Origin of the sequence: Mycobacterium sp. MAA66 (assembly GCF_041261665.1) — a bacterium.
Classification (GTDB): Bacteria; Actinomycetota; Actinomycetes; order Mycobacteriales; family Mycobacteriaceae; genus Mycobacterium.
In genome coordinates, this window is record NZ_JBGCCC010000009.1 from 167676 (window position 1) to 185211 (window position 17536).

The following is a 17536-nucleotide window of genomic DNA, read 5'->3' on the forward strand; positions in this document are numbered from 1 at the left end:
TCGTAGAAAGAAGTTACTTCGGTGGCATCCGGATGCCACCGTCCACGCGGACGACCTCAGCGTTCATGTACGAGTTGGTCAGCAGTTCGACGACCATGGAGGCCAGCTCGTCGGGCTTGCCCAGGCGGTGCGGGAACAGCACGGACTCACCGAGCTTGGCCTTGAAGGCCTCGGAGGCCTCGCCCTCGCCGTAGATCGGGGTGTCGATCAAGCCGGGGGCGACGGTGTTCACGCGGATGCCGACAGCCGACAGGTCGCGGGCAACCGGCAGGGTCAGACCCACGACGCCGCCCTTGGAGGACGAGTAGGCGGCCTGGCCGATCTGGCCGTCGAAGGCCGCGACGCTGGTCATGTTGACGATGGCGCCGCGTTCACCGGTCTCGGTGAACTCGTTCTTGCTCATCTGGGTGGCGGCCAGGCGGATGCAGTCGAAGGTGCCGACCAGGTTGATGTCGAGCACCTTCTTGTACAGGCCCAGGTCGTGAGCCGAGGAGAACTCGCCGTCCTTGCCGATGGTGCGCTGGGCCCAACCGACGCCGGCCGAGTTCACCAGGGCGCGCAGCGGGCCGAGGTCCGCGGCGGTCTTGACCGCGTCGATGATCTGGTCGGTGTTGGTGACATCGACGGTGACGAAGACGCCGCCGATCTCCTTGGCGAGGGCCTCGCCCTTTTCCGCCTGCAGGTCGGCTACGACGACCCGGGCACCTTTGGCGGCCAACTGACGCGCAGTCGCCGCACCGATTCCTGACGCGCCGCCAGTGACGATCGCGCTAGCTCCATTGATATCCACGTGCCACAGAGTATGCGTACCGACGTGGCCGAGATCTACCGGGCACGGGCGCAAAAGTTGCTGGCCCATTCGGCGATTACGCCGGACGGAACAACCCCGCCTTACTGCTTGCAGACCGTGATGGTGCTGACGTAGCCGGGGGTGATGATGGTGATGGTGTCCCCGGGGCCGGCCGGCTGCGAGCCGGCGACCGCGTAGGGCGCGATCAGGTCTCCACCGGGCAGACGGTCATTTCGGGGCTTGAGACCACCGGTGGACTGGAAGTCGTAGAGCACCTGTCCCTCGCGATAGCTGTAGGACTCCGTGGTCAGGACCCTCATGCCGACGCCGGGATTGTGGGTACGACTCTGCACCAGGTTGGATCCATCCAGCGGAACGCACTTGTTGCCCGCTGTCGCCAGCGGACCGCCGATCACGGTCATTCCGGCCGTCAGTGCGCTGCCCAGTGTCATGGCGACGCCGACCGAATGTTTCACGTGAACCCTCCCGCAGTTTCGACCCCACTGTAGCTGTGAGCCGGCGTAGAGCGGGTTGCTCGGCCCTCAATCGAGCCGCTGCAAGACCTCGCTCATCCACTGTCGCACCACGTCGGCCTGCTGCCGGCTCATCGAGCCGAACACCGTCGCACGGACCAATTCGGCATGCCCCGGTGCGGCCGTCTCCAGTGCCTGAACTCCCTCTGCAGTGAGCTCGACGGCGGCGGCCCGTCGATCGTCCTGCGAACCGGTGCGTATCACCAGTCCCCGGGCCCGCATCCGGGCCAGCTGGTGCGAGACGCGACTCTGCTCCCACCCCAGATGCTCGCCCAGCACGCTCATCCGGCATCCCGGGCGTTCGCTGAGGGCGACGAGCACGTCGTAGTCCGCGAGGGACAACCCATGGCCCTGCAGTTGCCGGTTGAGTTCACTTTGCAGCCGGGCGCTCATCGCCAGATAACTGCGCCACAACTCTTGCTGGTCATCGGTGAGCCACATGAAATATATGACACATCATTTATGTTGTGCCGTCCAGTAGCAGCCGCCGATAAGCTGCACCTGACAACAGAGGTGATGACATGACCCGTGCCGAGAGCATCGACATCCGCCGTGCCGACGACCGCGCCGCCACCAAGATCTCCTGGTTGGACTCGCGTCACTCGTTCTCGTTCGCCGATCACTACGACCCCGCCAACACCCATCACGGCCTGCTATTGGTCAACAACGACGATATTGTCAAGGCGGGCAGTGGTTTTGAGACGCATCCGCACCGCGACATGGAGATCGTGACCTGGGTGCTGCGCGGTTCCCTGGTGCACCAGGATTCGACCGGAAACTCCGGCATCATCTACCCCGGCCTGGCCCAGCGGATGTCGGCGGGCCGCGGCATTCTGCACTCGGAGAAGAACGACTCCTGGACCCTCAACGCCTCGCAGGATCACAATGAGCCGGTCCGTTTCGTACAGATGTGGGTGGTCCCGGACCAGGCCGGCAGAACCCCCGGCTACCAGCAGCTGGAGATCGACGACGAGCTGATGCGCGGCCGACTGGTCACCATCGCCTCCGGGATGCCCCAGCACGCCGGCGAGACGGCGATAGCCATCGGCAACCGCGACGCCGCCCTACACGGTGCCCGGCTGCAGCCCGGCGAGGCTGTTGAACTGCCGACGGCCCCGTACCTGCACCTGTTCGTCGCACAGGGCGAAGTCACGTTGGAGGGCGCCGGGGAACTGCGCGAAGGAGACGCGGTCCGCTTCACCTCCTCCGGCGGACAGCGCGTCACCGCGACCACACCGGCCGAGATCCTGGTGTGGGAGATGCACGCCGACGTCTTCTCCCAATAACCGGTGACGGTCAGGCGGCGTGGCCGCCGGCCGCGGCCCGATTGCCCGACGAGCCGTGGTGCGCACCTGGATTCCCCTTGTTTCCAGAAGCTTTCGCACCCGGCTTGGCGGCGTCGGCAGCCGATGCCGCCGCAGCGCCGGCAGCCGACGACGTTGCGTCGTGCACGACCTTGAGCGACGGCACGTCCTGGCCGTCCTTCTGACCGGATTTCTTGCTGCCCGAGTTCTTGGTCGGGGACGTGGTTCCGGCACTGTCGGAAGTGTCGGGCCGAGCATGCTTGGGCGCCTTACCGGAGTCCACCGGCGTGGTGCCGTCATCGGCGGCCGCGTGCTTGCCCGACTTCGTCGTCTTGTCGGCCTTGCCCGCGGGGCGAGCCGAATCCCCCACTGCCGCAGCCGATGCCGCGGGCAGTGCCACCAACTTGCTGGTGGCACTTGGCAGTGCCGCCGCGTGCGTGGCCGCAACACTGGTGGTCTTGGCGGTCAGCCCCCTGAGCGTGCCGGTGAGGTCCCCGATCAACGTCGAGAGGATCTTGCCGACGGCGGCCAACGGGCCCGCCAACGGGTTGAAGCCCAGTTTGACCTTGCCGCCGGTCAACAACGAGACCACGGCCTCGATGATATTCGGCGGCGCCGCAGTCGGGGTGGCGCTGAACTGCTTCTGCAGTCCCACCTGAAGGTCATGCAGGATGTCGCCCGGCACCCTGGACCAGTTGAGGTTCGGGAACGAGAAGAACGGAACTGCTTGCCCGGCGCTGTCGAGGGTACGGCTGTACGTGCCGTCGCTATTGCGCACCACGTCGGTGTAACCGAGGTTCACCAGGCTGGTCAGGGCCGGCGAGAGCGCGTTGGCCAGTCGGGTGAAGAAACCGCCAAGGGTGCCGAAGCTGACCATGTTCGCCACGTCGCCGGCCAGGTAGAGCGGTTCCAGCAGCGGCAGGGTCGCGGTCGGGATGGTCAGATAGATGTTGGCTGCCAACGCTTTATTGCCGAGGATGCCGCCGGTGATGGCGCCCAGCGCCGACTCCAGCTGGCTGGTCAGGGTGTTGGTGGAGATGCCGCGCAGCAGGTAGGTCGGCAGCGTTCCTGCCACCAGGTTGTTGAGCAGGCTGAAGGGGTCGGGCCAGGCGGCGAAGTCCGAAAATGGTTGGTACTCAAGGGTTGCATCGACCTTGACCGGCAAGATGTTCGCAGCACCGAGCGAAATTCCGGTGCCCAACACGTCCAGGCCGCTGCCGCTGTGGGCGGCTTGCGCGTCCGGGGTGATGGTGTTGATGCCCAACAGGTCGCCGACCGGATAGAACCGCGCCAGCAGGCCGCCATTGGCGCGGCCCAGGTTGTTCAGCAGGATCTCGGGCATGATCGTCAGGCTGCCGAGGAGATTGGCACCCTTGTCGTCAAGACCACCGGGCTGATTGGCCAGATTCTTGACGATCTGGTTGTAGGCCTGCCCGAGCGAGAAGGCACCCAGTCCGAAGCCGATGGTGATCGGCACTCGAATGCCGATCAGGTCGAGCTTGGACAGGTCGAGTCCCTTGATCACGTTCTCCAGCAACACCACGACCGGATCGAGCAGCGGCAGTGCGGAAGCCGCCTTGTTAAGCACCGTGGTGACCAGGCCCGCGACGCCCACGTCGAGGTACTGCGTGCCGTCGATGGCCTTGGCCACCGCGGTGGCCGTGCCGGGCGTCCAGCCCAGGTCGATGCCGATCATCTTCGCCAGGGTGAACAACGGTCCGGCGGTGACGATCTTGACGCCGGGGATGGCCAAGCCGCCCAGGTTCAGCAGGTTGTTGATGTCGATACCGACCAAGCCGAGCAGGTTGTTGAGCGTGATGTTGCCCTTGCTGTCGAGCAGGCCCAGCGCCTGAAGGACACCGACCAACGGCCCGCCGACGACGGGCAGCAATTGTTCGAGTAACGGCCCAAGGTTCAGCGGCAAGGCGTTGAGGATCTGCGGCAGCAGCGATTTGGGGATCTGGTTGATGAGGCCCGTGAGGTTCAGGCCGGTATTGTTCGCGATCCCCTCCAGGCCGATCGCATTGACGATCGCCGGCAAAACGGTGTTGATGATGTTCTGGCCGGTGTCGTACACATCGGTACCCAGGCCATTCGTAATGTCATGCAGCACACCGGGTCCCGGAAACAGGCTGGTGTACGAAGACAGATCGACCGAATGGGTGATGACGGGCCGCAGCACCGGCTTCGGCGGTAGCGGGGCAGGTACCGCCGCCGCCATCGTGACCGCGGTGGCCGTAGCCGTAGCCGCACCCAGCACAGCCATCCGCCGCACCTGGGTTTTCGTCCTGTAGTGCCCACCGGCCATCGCAACCCCCGTTATGTCCACACCCGACAATTGACAGGACGGTAACACCAATTTCCCATCTAATTCGCCAAACTCAGGCGGTCAAGAATTGTTGACTCTAGCGTCAATTAATGGCGTCTTAATTGCACTCGCTAAACACCACTCGGCAATCCGAATTTGGCAAACGCCAAAATTCTGACGGCAATTTCCTGCGGCCCCGAACGGCTCCGGGCGGCAACCGCACCCAACCGTGTCCGCACTGCCAGTGCGCCCGAATACCACTGATAATAGCCGTTATTCATGCGATACCTCGAGCCGCGTCGCACCCGCACGACCACTCACGTCGGCTCCAGCCAGCAACCCGGGTGATCAGCCAAGGCAAATGCAGTTCGACTATCCGAATAGCCTGCTTACGCCGATCGACGGGTCGGTGTCATACGTTCGGTCAACCGACGCTGTTTCACCCGTAAATGGCTAAAACTGCGGGGTGAGGTCCAATAGCGTCACCACCGGCATCCGGGTGACCAACCAATCAGAGCCCTGGCGCTGCAGGGTCAGCCGGTAGGACCGGTACCGCAATGACGGGATGTTCTTACTCACCGGGCTCGTCGCCACAGAGTTGGCGTAGACGATGGCGGTGGCCTCGTCCGGGCCGATGCTGTCGACCGCGGCGCCGACCACGTTGGTCTCGTTGGTGACCTGTGCCTGCTTGTTCGTCGCCACGATCGAGTCGACGAACCGTTGGTATTCCTCCGCGAATCGTCCGGAGAGTAACTTCTGCGAGCGCGCGCCCAGGGCATCCATGTTCTGCGGCGTGTAGGAGAACAGCGTCGACACTGCTGTGGCCGCGGTCTTGGCCACCTCGAACTTGTTGTGGGTCAACACCTGATCAGCCAGGTACGGCTGCAACGCCGCGCCCCCGAAAGCCGTCGCGCCGACGAACAATGCGCCGGCCACCACACCCGCCACCACCCAACCACGAGTGACCGGCTGGTGCGGCACCGTCGGCACCTCGGCGGCAGTGTCCTCGCCGGCGTCCGAGGCTTCGCCCGCCGGGTCATCGAGGGTTTCGTCCGTCGCAGGCTCCGCGTCCGCCGTTACCGAAGTGTCGGCGTCGTCGCCTTCGGTGGCAGTGTCATCAGCTTGCGGGTCGATGACCGAGACCGCTTTCTGCCGGGGCAGCCGGTGCCTATGGCGCGCGGCCTTGCCCTGTGGCGCATCGGCTTCGGACTGCTCAGTGCTCAGGTCACCTGATTCAGCCTGCTGATCTTCCACTGCTGTCCTTCCTGAGAAGCCGTTACCACCCAACGACTTCCGCTCTCGACCGTCGACTTGCCGTCGGCCGTAGTCGTGGTCACCTTCATGGCGATCAGTACGTCGGCACCGCCATCCTCATTCCACCGCTGCACCCCGGCGGCTTCCACCGTGCCCTGGGTGGGCTGGGCCTGTGCGACCTGGATCAGAATCTGATCGATCCTGTCCTGGTACTGCTTGGCGAAATCCCCGGTGGCTTCAGCCAGAATCAGATCGCCGTAAGCGTTGGCGTGATAGGGATCGAGCGTCGCGAACTTCGTCATGAACGTCTTGACGTAGCCCAAGACCGTCGCCGCCCGTGCCGCGCGCTGGGAATCCTGCTCGTGGCGCGCCGCCATGAACGCGCTGCCGGCCACCGCCAACAACACCAAGACCGTCGCGACGCTCGCAATGATCACCAATCCCCGGCTACGAGACTGCGGCAGGGCAGGTTTGAAGAAATCGCCCGCGACAAATCGCTCGGCCGAATCAACTTTGCGGCGTGGGCTCATCGCGTACCTCCGTGCGACGGCGCAGCCGGCTGCTGCGGCGGAACACCCGGATTGCTCGGCGCCGGAGCCTGATTCTTGGACTGGGCCGGGGACGGTTGCGGAATAGCTTGCGCCACTGGGCCTTCCAGCGGCCGCTGGAGGACCTGCAGGCTCGACAACTGCCACTTGCCGTCGCCCGACCTCACGAACTCCACCCGCAGGGTCGCGGTGATCAGCTTGAGGCCCTTGGCGTCCGCCCCGCGCTGGCCCTGCAACGCCACCAGCATCCAGACCCGGTCAGGGTCGATCACCGGCTCCAGCACCGCACTGCTGACCGCCCAGTACTCATTGGTCGCCGGGGCGCCCTTTGCCACCTGCCGCTGCTGCTCTTTGACCAACTGGCCGCGATAACTGTCGGTGACCAACGACTGCGCCTTGTTGAAATCGTCCTTGTAGGTATCGGAGTGGTAGCTCAGAACCTGCTCGACGATCCGCGGGCCCTGTTCGGAAACCTGTTGCCGCGCTTGGTCTACCGCCCGGTTGTGCAGGAAACGTGCCAGGCCCGCACCCGAGCCGGCCAGGCACAGCACCGCGGCCGCCAAGAGCGCAATCGAGGCATGTTTGGCGGCGTTGCGCGGAGGCACCCCGACGGCCCGAACCTCGGTGCCGCACAAGATATCTGCGAACGTGCGCCGGCGCCGATCCCACAGCGGCCACAACCAGCCGACGAACAGTCCCAGGGTGTCGAGCAGATGCGCCAGATCACGCAGGACCAACCGTCCCAGACCGGTATCGGCGCCATCGTCGGCGCGTTCGACCCGGATCGCAAAGACCGCACGCCCCAACGTCCATCCGGTCTGCGCGGCCAGCCACCAGCGGTTGACGCCGACCACAACCACCACCGCCGCCACCACGGAGGCATATCCCCACCACGGGCCGTCGTACTGAGCGACGGTCAGCAGCAGGACAGTCCCGACCGCCACAACCAACAACAGGTCCAGCGCGAAAGCGCCGACGCGGGCCCGCCATGAGGCCAGTTCGGTGGTGGCGCTGGCGTCCTCGGATGCGGCCTCGTCCAGACTGACCGTCACGACGAGACCTGGTCCAGTTTGGCCACCTTGTAGGTACCGTCCACCGGGGCCATCTGCGCCCGCAGCCGGTAACCGACTTCCTTGTCTTTCTGGGCGCTGTTGGTGATCTTCACCCGCACCGCCACCAAGATGTCCATCGAGCCGTCAGGGTTGTGCTTCTCCACCGCAGCCCGCAGCTCCGACACCTTGACCTCGACGTCGGCGGCCTTATAGGCCTCCACCATGACGCCGCTCATGAGCGGCGCCTGGGCGCCGAACGCCCCGGTGGCGCAGTTCACGATCTTGGTCTGCGCGTCGATCATGGCGGTCATGTCGGGCGCCTGCGTCGCCGTCACACAGTCCTTCGCAGCCGCCAGAGCGGCGGCTTCGTTTGCGGCGATCGCCTCGCTTTCCCGGTGCGAACTCAATGCCAGATAGCCGCCAACGCCGGCTGCGGCGGCCAGCACCACCAAGACCAGACACACCAGCAGAGCGGTACCCCGGCCGATTCTGGTCGGCCGGCGCACGTCGCCCGGCTCGGCCGCTACCGTCGCGGCCTCGGTGTTCGACTCCTCGGAATGCTCTTCTGCCGTCAAATCCTGTGAGGTGACGTCTTTCTGATCGGTGAGGTTCAGCTGGCTGGTGCCAGCATCTCCTTCCATCCGTCATCTCCTGGGTTACTCGAATTGTTGACGGAGTACTTCACCCCGTCTGGGCCGACCACCTGGCCGCTTTGCGGGCTGTATGTCGCCCCTGGTCCTGCCGGAGTGTAGATGCAGGGATTGGGCTGCTGCCCACTGCAGGCCACGGTACCCAGCCCGGGCGCGGTGATCGGGTCACTACTCGGTCCCGAAGTTACCGCAGGCGCCGGAAGCGCGCTTGCAGGCATCGGGTTCATCCCGTTGTTGACCGACGGCGCCGGGATCACCCGGCCGGGGTCGACCGGCTGATCACACCGAGCGGCAGGAGCCGGGCAGTTCCGGATCTGGTTCGGATCGCCGTACCACGGGTTGGTGCCCAACGGCTCATACGGCTTGTTGTCCCGGCACTCCCCGGGACTTGCCGCGCGCTTCCCCGGCGCATCGACACACGGAACGTTGCGCGAGCCGCGAACCGTGTTCTGTGCGTCCTTCGGAATCTTGCAGTACAAGCCCGATTCCAGCGGCGCCGTCGAGACGTCCGCCGGGGACCGCCACTGCGATGCCGGCAGGAAGCCGGTAAGGCACGGCGGCGGCGTGTTGAGGGAGGTCAGCGCAAGGTTGATCGGCAGCTCGTTGGAGTAGACCGCGGTCAGCGAGTCGACGATCGGCCCGGCCATCGGCAGCACCACCAGCATCTGTTCCAGACCCTTGTGGTACCGCTTCAGCATGTCGAGGATGATCTCGACGTTTGCCAGCGACTGCGGCAGCGCATCCCGGACCTGGCCGAACACCGAGTTCAGTTGGTCGGCCGTGGGCGCACCCTGCCGAATGGCACCGCGCAGGGCAGAGTCCTGCTGTGCGGCCTGACCGGCCAACACGTTCAGGTTCCGCGACCACTGCGCGATCGCGTCACCGGAGCGGACCTGACTGTCGATGATCGGCCCCGAGTTCTCGACGATGTCGTCGACCGAACCGAGGTTGTCCTTGAAGTCACCAGCCAGCGCCTGAGTGCCGTCCACCAAGTGCTGCAGCGACGGCCCCAGTCCACCAACGGCTTGCGAGGTGTACTCGAGCAGCTCGCCGATCTTCTCCTTCGGCAATGCCTTCAGGCCGTTCTCGGCAGCGTCCAACGCCGGACCGACCTCCTTGGGAACGGTGGCATGGTCGGCGGGGATGGTGGCATTCGCGTTGTAGAACTGACCGGCAGGACCGTACGGAATGGGCTGGCCCAACTGGTCTTTCGGCGGTGCCAGGTCGATGAATTGCTCACCGACCGCCGACACCGAGTGCACATTCGAAGTCCAGCCGGCGGGAATCTTCGTGCTGTTGTTGATGTCCATGGTTACCCGGGCACCGCTGGGTGTCGGTTCCACCGCCAGCACCTTGCCGACGGTGTTGCCCTGGTAGGTGACGTTGGCGGTCTTGTAGAGGCCGGCCGAGTTGGGCAGCTCGGCATACAGCCGATACATGCCCACCCCGAGATAAGTCGGCAACTCCAGGTAGATCAGGGACAGGCCCAGTAGACCGGCGACCGTCAGCACGCCGAAGATCACCAGCTGCATCTTCAGAAAACGAGTCAACATCGCTTAGTACCCCCTCTCCACTCGGGGACCACCCGGAGCGCTTGCCGGGTTCGGCGTGAACCTCACGTCCGGGATCATCGTGGCCGGGTCGCGACCCCACGATTGCTCCAGCGCCCGCGCCAGACCGGAGATGCCGGTACCGGTCAGGATGCCGTTGTCGATCGCGCTCAGCGTCAGGTCGAGGTGCAGCGAGATGTTCATGTAATCGCCACGGATGACCTTCGGAATGTTGTCGATCGGGAACGGCAGCGTCAGCAACAGCTTCAGTGACGGGACCAGGTTCGGCGAGGTCTTGGCGATCTGCTTGAGCGCCCGCTGCAAGCTCACCAGGTTGGTGTGGATGTTGGCGTTGCTGCCCGTCAATGTTGTATCGGCGGCCTTGGACAACCGGCCCAGTGCCACCACCGCATTGCTGAACAGATCCTGCGTCTTGCTGAAGTGCTCGATCAGCGGCGGGACCTCGGTCAGCACCCGGTCCAGCGTCTCGTTGCGATTCGCCACCACAGCCAGCAGCTTGTCGGTCGACTTGATCGCCCGGGTGATGTCATCGCGCTGCTGGTTCAGCTGGTCCGTGAAGGTGTCCAACCGATTGAGGAACTCCCGGATCTGATCCGCCCGCCCGTTGAGGATGTTGTAGACCTCGGACTGGATCTTCTCGATGTTCGGCACTCCACCGCCGGTCAGAATTCCGGCGACTCCGGCCAGCGTCCGTTCGATCGTCGGGAAGGCCGAAGAATTCTTCAGCGGGATGGTGTCGCCGCTGTGCAGCGGCTGCGACGACGGGTTGGGCGGCGAGTCCAGCTCGACGTGCTGTGAACCGAGCAAGCTGGTCTGGCCGATCTTGGCCAGCACATTGCTGGGCAGCTCGATACCCGGATTCAGGTCAACCGTCAGGGTGGGAATCCAGTTCTTCAGCTCGATCGCCCGCACCCGGCCCACGAACACGTCCGCCACCCGGACCCGGCTGTTGGCGTTGAGCCCCAACGTCTCCGGCATCTGGATGTAGATCGTCGAGTGGCCATCCACAGTGCCCGGGCCACCGGGCAGCGGGACGTTGGCGATGCCGCGCCAGCCACAGGAGCTGAGCACCAACGCGGCGGCCGCAACCGCCCCGGCGCGACGGGCGTTACGCGCCCACCCGCGGCGGTGCCGCGAATATTCCGAGAGCCGCGGCTTCGGCCCCATGGACCCGCTCATCAATTGCCTCCAACTTCCGCAGGCAGGGCGGGTCCCACGGCCGGGGCCGGGCCCGGCGCCGGTCCGGCACCCATCGCACTCGGATCAGGCGGGTTGTTGCCCGGCAGCGGCGGCGGCAACGGTGCCGGCTGCACGTACCACGGCGGCGGCAGCGGGCTGTGCTCGTTGTAAGCATCCGGCGGGCCGGACATGGTGACGCCGCCGCTCGGCGGGACGATGTCCGGTCCACCCATCAGCTCGCCCAGCGAATCCGGGGTCAGCAGATCCTGGGTGGACGGCCCGACCTTGACGCCCTGCATACCGGGAGCCGTGATCCAGCCCGGCTCGTGCTGGCCGTGCGACCACTGGGTGTCAGGCGAGAACACACCCGGCAGGGTGGTGTCCTTGAAGCCACCCGGCGGCTGCAGCCTGGGCTCCGAGTAGGTGACCATCTTCGGCAACGTCATGGCCGTGGTCATGATGTTGTTGCTGAACGGCAGGTAGTTGAACTTGATCGCGTCCAGCACCGGCCCCAGGTACTGCGCACACAGTTCTGCCGAGTCCTGGTAGCCCAGCCGGCTGCCGGCCTGGATCGAACTGCAGATGAACTGCATCGGGTTCGAGAAGTTCGTCAGTCCCGGCGAGATCGGCAGGGAGATCAGACCACCGGTGGCCGGTGAGTAGATGTTCTCCAGGTTGGCCAGGAAGTTCGGGTAGGCGTGCAGCGCCCGCTCCAGGCCGTCACGCGGTGCCGGTTGCATGATGGCCGTCGTCACCTCGTTGACGTCGTTGATGTCGTGCGCCAGCAGGTCACCGTTCTTGTCCAGGAAGCCACGCGTGGTGCCCAGGACTTTGTTGAGGTCCTGCAGCGCCGTGGCCAGTTCCTGGTCGTTGTTGGTGAACTTGTTGGTGAACGACGCCAGGTCGTTGTTCAGCGCGGTGAACTGCTGATCGCTCTTGTGCAGCGCGTTGACGAACACCGCCAGGCTCTTGACCACCTGGAAGAAGTCGCCGCGCCCCTGGTTCAGCGTGGTCACCGCATCCGACAGGCCCTTGAGGGTCCGGTTGATCTGCTCGCCTTTGCCCTGGAAACCGTCAGCGAACGATTCGATGATGTCGCCGAACGGGCCCTTGGGCTGTTCCTTGGTCGGGCCCAGCTCGGCGAGGATGCGAGTCAGCTGGTTGCGCAGCTCGTCGTACTCGATCGGAATCTGGGTGCGTTCGACCGGGATCACCGCACCGTCGGCCATCACCGGTCCGCCGGTGTAGGGCGGCGACAGCTGGATCACGCGGGACGCGACCAGGCTCGGGTTCAGCACCGATGCCGACGCGTTCTCCGGCACCTTGTACTTGCTGGCGTAGTGGAAGACCACCTTCATCTTCTCGCCAGAGGACTCGATCTTGTCGATCGCCCCGACTTCGACCCCCATGATCAGGATCTTGTCGCCGGGATACAGCGCCAGCACCTCGGGGAAGTACGCCGTCACCGTGGTGGTGGTGAGCTTCTTATACGCCACGTTGCCGAAGTAGCCCGCCACCAGCAGCGCTACCAGCAGTAGCGCGCCGATGACCAGCGTCTTCGTGGAGAAGTGCGGCTTCTTGATGTTGCGGATATTGAAAACAGTCGACATCGTGGCGGCCTTATCCTTGCGACCCAGGCGGGAGGAACGGCGGGTTGCCCGGCAGGGGCGCAGTGCCGACGGGACCCGCGTCGGGGCCCGGCCCCGGCGGCGCCGGCGGGGCGTTCAGCGGAGGGGGATACGGGGCGAATCCGGGAATCAGATTCTCATCGCCCGGCTGCGGGGTCAGCGGGACCGTCCGGGCACCGACCGGCCCGGGAGCCAGCGGAACCGGTGTGCCGGGCACGTCCTGTGCGGGCTGCCCTGGGAAGGCGGCCGACGGCACGCCCGGTCCGGTCGGCACCCCGGCCGGGTTCGGCGCCGAGGTGACGACATCAGGTGCGCCGTAGTTGTTGCCGAACGGGTTGTTCCCGTACGGACCGACACCCACATGCGCGCAGGGCAGCGGGTCGGCCGGGCTCGGATCCGCACCCGCTCCGGGTGTGTACGAGCACGGCGAGCCCGGAGGCACCGCGGGTCCGGGGTGCTCCGGCGTGCCCTCCTGCAGCTGCGGGGGCGGCGGAGGTGCGCCGTTGGCGAACCGGGTTCCGTTGGGATCCGGCCACTTGGCCTCGGGCAGACCGGTGCTGCGCCAGAAGTCCTCGGGGTTCAGTCCGCGCTTCTTGAAGGCCGCGTCCACGAAGGGCTGCATCAACTGCGGTGGCAACAGGTTCTCGACCATGACCTTGAAGTACGGGCCCGAGGCGATGGCCTCCGACAGCGAGGCCACGAACTTTCCGGCCGACACCAGCGTGTCGGCGAAGTCGGCCTTACGCGTCTCCAGGATGTCGGCGATGGTCTTGAGCTGCTGCAGAACATGGTTGATGTTCGGGTTCTCGTCGATGGTCGCCTGCAGTTGGTGCGAGACCTTCGAGACCCGCTCCAGCAGCAGGCTGATCGCCTCACCGCGCTGGTTCAATGCGTGCAGCAGGGTCTGGGCGTTGATCAGCAGCGCGTTGACCTGTCCGCTGCGGTCACCGAGGACCGTGGCGATCTTGTTCGCGTTGGCCAACAGCCCGCGGACCTCTTCGTCGCGCTTGCCGATGGTGTCGGCGAACCGGGCCACGCCGTCCAGCGCGGCGCTCAGATGCGGCGATGTCTGGTTCGCGGTCTCGGACAGGACGTTCAGTGATTCCTTGATCGTCTTGGTGTCCCAGCCCTGGGAGGCCCTGGTGACGTCGAAGATCGCGTCGTAGATCTGGTACGGCGTCGATGTCTGGCCCAGTGGCAGGACGCCCCGCGGGGGCAGCTTGTGGGTGCCCTTGGGCTCGATCTCGATGGCCTTGCGGCCCAGGATCGTTTCGGTCTTGATCTGTGCTCGGCTGTCTGAACCGACGGTGTTGGTGCCGAGGCTGAAGCCGATCACGACCCGGTCGCGGTCGATGTCCATGCTCTTGACCTCGCCGACGTTGACGCCTGCGATGCGCACGGTGTCGCCGACGGCCAGGCCACCGGTGTCGGCGAACTGGGCATAGTACGTCGGTGACCCGAACACCATCGGAACGCTGGTGATGCTCGCGCCGACGGCCGTCACCAGGGTGACTGCGGCGAGCCCCATCAAGCCCCTGCGGACCCGATCGGATCCCTCTATGGTTCTCACTTCGGCGTGCACCTTCCCGACGGCTGCGATGTGAGCCTTACCGTGCGCACCGGACCACCCGGCTGCAGACCGTTCATCTTCAACTCGATGTCACAGACATAGAAGTTGAAGAAGTCGCCGTAGACACCGCCGGAGCGGCCCAGGATCTTCAGCGCCTCCGGCACCTTCTGCAGGGTGTCGTTGAGCTGTTCCTTCTGGTCGACCAACGACTGCTGCGTGGTCTCCAGGTAGCCCAGGGTGTCGTGCAGCAGCGGCCGGTTGTCGCCCAGCAGGTCGCCCAGCGAACCGGCGGCATTGCTGATATTGGCCACCGAGTCGGCGATCGGGTCGGCCCGGTTCTTCAGACCGGTCACCAGTGACTCGAAGTTCTTGAGCGTGTCGTCGAACTGCTTCTGGTGCTTGACGGTGGTGTCGAGCACCGTGTTCAGGTTCTTGATCACCTGACCGATGGCCTGGTCCTGGTCGGCGATGCTCGACGTCAGCTGGGAGGTCTGGTCGAGGATGTCGTTGATGGTCCCGCCCTGGCCCTGGAAGATCGTGACGATCGACTGCGCGATGGTGTTGACCTTCTGGGGATCCAACGACCGGAACAATGGCCGGAAGCCGCCGACGAGAGCATCCAGATCCAGCGCCGGTTCGGTCCGATCGACCGGGATGGTGCCGCCCGGCGGCAGCAGCTCGTTGCTGTCGCCACGCCTCAGGTCCAGGAACCGGTTGCCGAGTAGGTCAAGGTAGCGGATCGAGGCGGTGGTCTGCTGGAACAGCGGAACCGACTTGTCGACGTTGAAGTGCACCCGCACCTTGTTGCCGCCGTCGATCAATTCGACGTCGGTGACCTTGCCGACCTCTACGCCCGCCGCGCGGACGAACTGATCGGCCTTGAGCCCACTGGTGTTGTTGAAGATCGCGAAGTAGTCGTTGTTCCGGCTGAACCGGAACTGACCGAACACGATGAAGATGCCGGCGGTGAACGCCAACAGCACCGCAGAGAAGATGGCGAGCTTGATCGCCGTGCCCTTGATACTCATGGGTTGATCGTGTTCTCCCCGATTTGACGACCCCAGACGTACTCGGTGAGGAATGGCGAACCGAGACCGAAGTGGTTGTACGGCGCGATGGACGCTCCGGTGTCCATCACCATGTACGGCATCGGCAGGATGTCCTTGGTGACGGTCCAGCATCCCGGCCGGCCCTCAGGGCCGCCCGAGGCGTTGATCCGGGGCAGGTTTTCCGGGTATGTGTACGGGTTGCCGGCGCCGACGAGCTCGGTATGCGTCACCAGCGAGTATCCGTTGCCGCCCAAGCCCTTTGCCGCTGCGGGTGCACCCTTGGCGAAACCACGGACCAGGCAGTCCAATTCGGGGCTGTACTTGTCGAGCAACTGAGATGTCGGCAGCAGGTCCTGGGCCCCACGGACCAGGTAGGGCCCGCCGCGTTCCAAGATGTCGCCACCGGTGTTGCCGAAGCCGACCGAGGCCATCAGCGCTTGATCGACGTTGCCGCGCTGATCATTGAAGGTGTGCGCGGTGGTCACCGCGCTCTTCAGGCCGTCCCACAGGTCCGGTGACGCCTTGGCGTACACGTCGGCCAGGTCGGCGAAGCCCCTGGTGTCGTGTCGGAACGAGGGCATCCGCTGGTTCAGGTCGGCCAGGATGGTGTTGCCGTTGACCAGCGACTGACCGAACTTGTCGCCCAGCCCGTCGAGCGCTTGCGCGGCCGCGGTCAAAGTCTGGTTCAGCTTGATCGGATCGATCTGCTCGGAGATCGCGGTGATGGTCTCGAACAGCGTGTTGAACTCGGTGGTGACGCTGACCGCGTCGACCACGTCACCGCTCTTGAGCCGCTGCGGCGACGGGTTCGGCGGCGAGGTGAACGAGATGTACTTGTTGCCGAAGGCCGTGGTGGCAAGCAGCTTGACGTCCACATTGCGGGGCAACAGGTCCAGATACTCGGGATCGACGTTGAGCACCAGGCGGGCCTCGGGCTTCTCGCCGTCCGCGCTCACCACTTCGGCTTCCTTCAACCGGCCGATCGGCACCCCGTTATAGGTGACCTTCGAACCCGCATCCATCGAAAGCCCGGACCGGCTGGCCATGACATACAACTGGGCCTTGGTGTCGAAGTAGCCCCGGAACTGGGCCCACGTCAGTGTCAGGATCACCGCCGCGACCAGTGCCAACACCACTCCGGCGATCAGGTATGGCGGGGTCCGGTCCTTGTTGAGCGGGGCCTGGACCTGTCCCTCGGCTACGGGCGGCTGTGAATTCGTCATCGCGCTACACCGTCAGGTTGAAGTTCGGGTCGGTGCCGTACAGCGCCAACGAGAAGAGCAGGACGACCGTGACGATCGAGATCAGTGAGGTGCGCATCGACCGTCCCACGGCCTCACCCACACCGACGGCGCCGCCGCTGGCGTAGTAACCGAAGTAGCAGTGGTTCAGCAACACCACGACCGACATGATGATGACCTCCAAGAAGGACCACATGACGTCGTCGACGCGCAGGAAGGTATGGAAGTAGTGCTCGTAGGTACCCACCGACTGCCCGTAGAACAGCGTGGTGACCAGCTGCGCGGACAGGAATGACAACAGGATCGCCATCGCGTACAGCGGGATGATGACCACCATGCCTGCCACCAGCCGGGTGGACACCAGGAAGGACAGGGACTTGACGCCCATCACCTCGAGGGCGTCAACCTCCTCACTGATGCGCATGGCGCCCAGCTCGGCGGTAGCGCCCGCGCCGACGGTGGCCGCCAGTGCCTGGCCGGTGACCACCGGTGCGACGACGCGGATGTTGGCCAGGGCGGCGAAGAAGCCGGTGAACGCGGCGACACCGATGTTGCCCAGCGAGGCGAAGCCCTGGATGGCGATCAGTGAACCGGCGGCCAGGGTGACGAAACCGATGATGGCCACCGTGCCGCCGATGACTGCCATGGCGCCGGTGCCCATGCCGATCTCGGCGATCAGCCGCAGTATCTCTTTGCGGTAGTAGCGAAAAGCGTGCGGGATATGGCCGACGGCCGATACCACGAACACGGCGACGTGGCCAAGGCTGTCGAACATCCTGGCCGGTGCCGCGCCGAAGTCGGCGACCTTCGAAAAGGCCCGCGGGAATCGCGACCGCAGAACTGCCGATGTACTCATGTC

16 protein-coding genes are annotated in these 17536 nt (G+C 65.1%); 1 reads left to right on the top strand and 15 read right to left on the bottom strand.

Annotated elements, in window-relative coordinates; genetic code table 11:
- Positions 1 to 13 precede the first annotated feature (13 nt).
- The 3 genes from ABIA30_RS22070 to ABIA30_RS22080 all read right to left on the bottom strand — a co-directional run bounded on the left by ABIA30_RS22070 (position 14) and on the right by ABIA30_RS22080 (position 1764).
- Positions 14 to 790 carry an SDR family NAD(P)-dependent oxidoreductase gene (locus ABIA30_RS22070; RefSeq protein ID WP_370069338.1) on the bottom strand — a complete coding sequence of 259 codons (777 nt, stop codon included), beginning with the start codon at positions 788 to 790 and terminating at the stop codon, positions 14 to 16.
- A 101-nt stretch (positions 791 to 891) separates the two neighbouring features.
- Positions 892 to 1266 (bottom strand): hypothetical protein, encoded by a 375-nt coding sequence (locus ABIA30_RS22075; protein WP_370069340.1) that lies wholly within the window; start codon positions 1264 to 1266, stop codon positions 892 to 894.
- A 66-nt stretch (positions 1267 to 1332) separates the two neighbouring features.
- Complete coding sequence (locus ABIA30_RS22080; protein ID WP_370069342.1) at positions 1333 to 1764, bottom strand: MarR family winged helix-turn-helix transcriptional regulator; 432 nt, start codon at positions 1762 to 1764, stop codon at positions 1333 to 1335.
- 80 nt (positions 1765 to 1844) lie between these two features.
- Here ABIA30_RS22080 and ABIA30_RS22085 point away from each other — a divergent pair, with 80 nt between their 5' ends.
- Positions 1845 to 2609: a pirin family protein gene (locus tag ABIA30_RS22085; protein WP_370069344.1), complete on the top strand. Its 765-nt coding sequence runs from the start codon at positions 1845 to 1847 to the stop codon at positions 2607 to 2609.
- Positions 2610 to 2619: 10 nt separating this feature from the next.
- Here the strand turns inward: ABIA30_RS22085 and ABIA30_RS22090 are convergent, their stop codons facing one another.
- The 12 genes from ABIA30_RS22090 to ABIA30_RS22145 form a co-directional block, all read right to left on the bottom strand.
- Complete coding sequence (locus ABIA30_RS22090) at positions 2620 to 4893, bottom strand: hypothetical protein (protein WP_370069346.1); 2274 nt, start codon at positions 4891 to 4893, stop codon at positions 2620 to 2622.
- A 495-nt stretch (positions 4894 to 5388) separates the two neighbouring features.
- The gene (locus tag ABIA30_RS22095) at positions 5389 to 6189 is read right to left on the bottom strand and encodes a mammalian cell entry protein (RefSeq protein WP_370069348.1); all 801 of its coding nucleotides are present in this window, start codon (positions 6187 to 6189) and stop codon (positions 5389 to 5391) included.
- Positions 6156 to 6719, bottom strand: coding sequence for a mammalian cell entry protein (locus tag ABIA30_RS22100; RefSeq protein WP_370069350.1), 564 nt, complete (start codon positions 6717 to 6719; stop codon positions 6156 to 6158). Before ABIA30_RS22100 ends, ABIA30_RS22095 begins: the two co-directional genes overlap by 34 nt.
- Positions 6716 to 7789, bottom strand: a complete 1074-nt coding sequence (locus ABIA30_RS22105; RefSeq protein WP_370069352.1) for an RDD family protein — start codon at positions 7787 to 7789, stop codon at positions 6716 to 6718. The genes ABIA30_RS22100 and ABIA30_RS22105 overlap by 4 nt, the downstream gene beginning before the upstream one ends.
- Entirely contained in the window at positions 7786 to 8430 is a 645-nt protein-coding gene (locus tag ABIA30_RS22110; protein ID WP_370069354.1) for a hypothetical protein, read from the bottom strand. The genes ABIA30_RS22105 and ABIA30_RS22110 overlap by 4 nt, the downstream gene beginning before the upstream one ends.
- Positions 8400 to 9992, bottom strand: coding sequence for an MCE family protein (locus ABIA30_RS22115; protein ID WP_370069356.1), 1593 nt, complete (start codon positions 9990 to 9992; stop codon positions 8400 to 8402). The genes ABIA30_RS22110 and ABIA30_RS22115 overlap by 31 nt, the downstream gene beginning before the upstream one ends.
- 3 nt (positions 9993 to 9995) lie before the next feature.
- Positions 9996 to 11177, bottom strand: coding sequence for a virulence factor Mce family protein (locus ABIA30_RS22120; protein ID WP_370069427.1), 1182 nt, complete (start codon positions 11175 to 11177; stop codon positions 9996 to 9998).
- A gap of 11 nt (positions 11178 to 11188) precedes the next feature.
- Positions 11189 to 12799 (bottom strand): virulence factor Mce family protein, encoded by a 1611-nt coding sequence (locus tag ABIA30_RS22125; RefSeq protein ID WP_370069358.1) that lies wholly within the window; start codon positions 12797 to 12799, stop codon positions 11189 to 11191.
- Between the two features lie 10 nt (positions 12800 to 12809).
- On the bottom strand, positions 12810 to 14387 hold the full coding sequence (locus tag ABIA30_RS22130; RefSeq protein ID WP_370069360.1) for an MCE family protein: 1578 nt from the start codon (positions 14385 to 14387) through the stop codon (positions 12810 to 12812).
- Positions 14384 to 15415 carry a virulence factor Mce family protein gene (locus ABIA30_RS22135; protein ID WP_370069361.1) on the bottom strand — a complete coding sequence of 344 codons (1032 nt, stop codon included), beginning with the start codon at positions 15413 to 15415 and terminating at the stop codon, positions 14384 to 14386. The genes ABIA30_RS22130 and ABIA30_RS22135 overlap by 4 nt, the downstream gene beginning before the upstream one ends.
- On the bottom strand, positions 15412 to 16659 hold the full coding sequence (locus ABIA30_RS22140) for an MCE family protein (RefSeq protein ID WP_370069362.1): 1248 nt from the start codon (positions 16657 to 16659) through the stop codon (positions 15412 to 15414). Before ABIA30_RS22140 ends, ABIA30_RS22135 begins: the two co-directional genes overlap by 4 nt.
- Positions 16660 to 16663: 4 nt before the next feature.
- Complete coding sequence (locus tag ABIA30_RS22145) at positions 16664 to 17533, bottom strand: MlaE family ABC transporter permease (protein WP_370069363.1); 870 nt, start codon at positions 17531 to 17533, stop codon at positions 16664 to 16666.
- Positions 17534 to 17536: the final 3 nt, after the last annotated feature.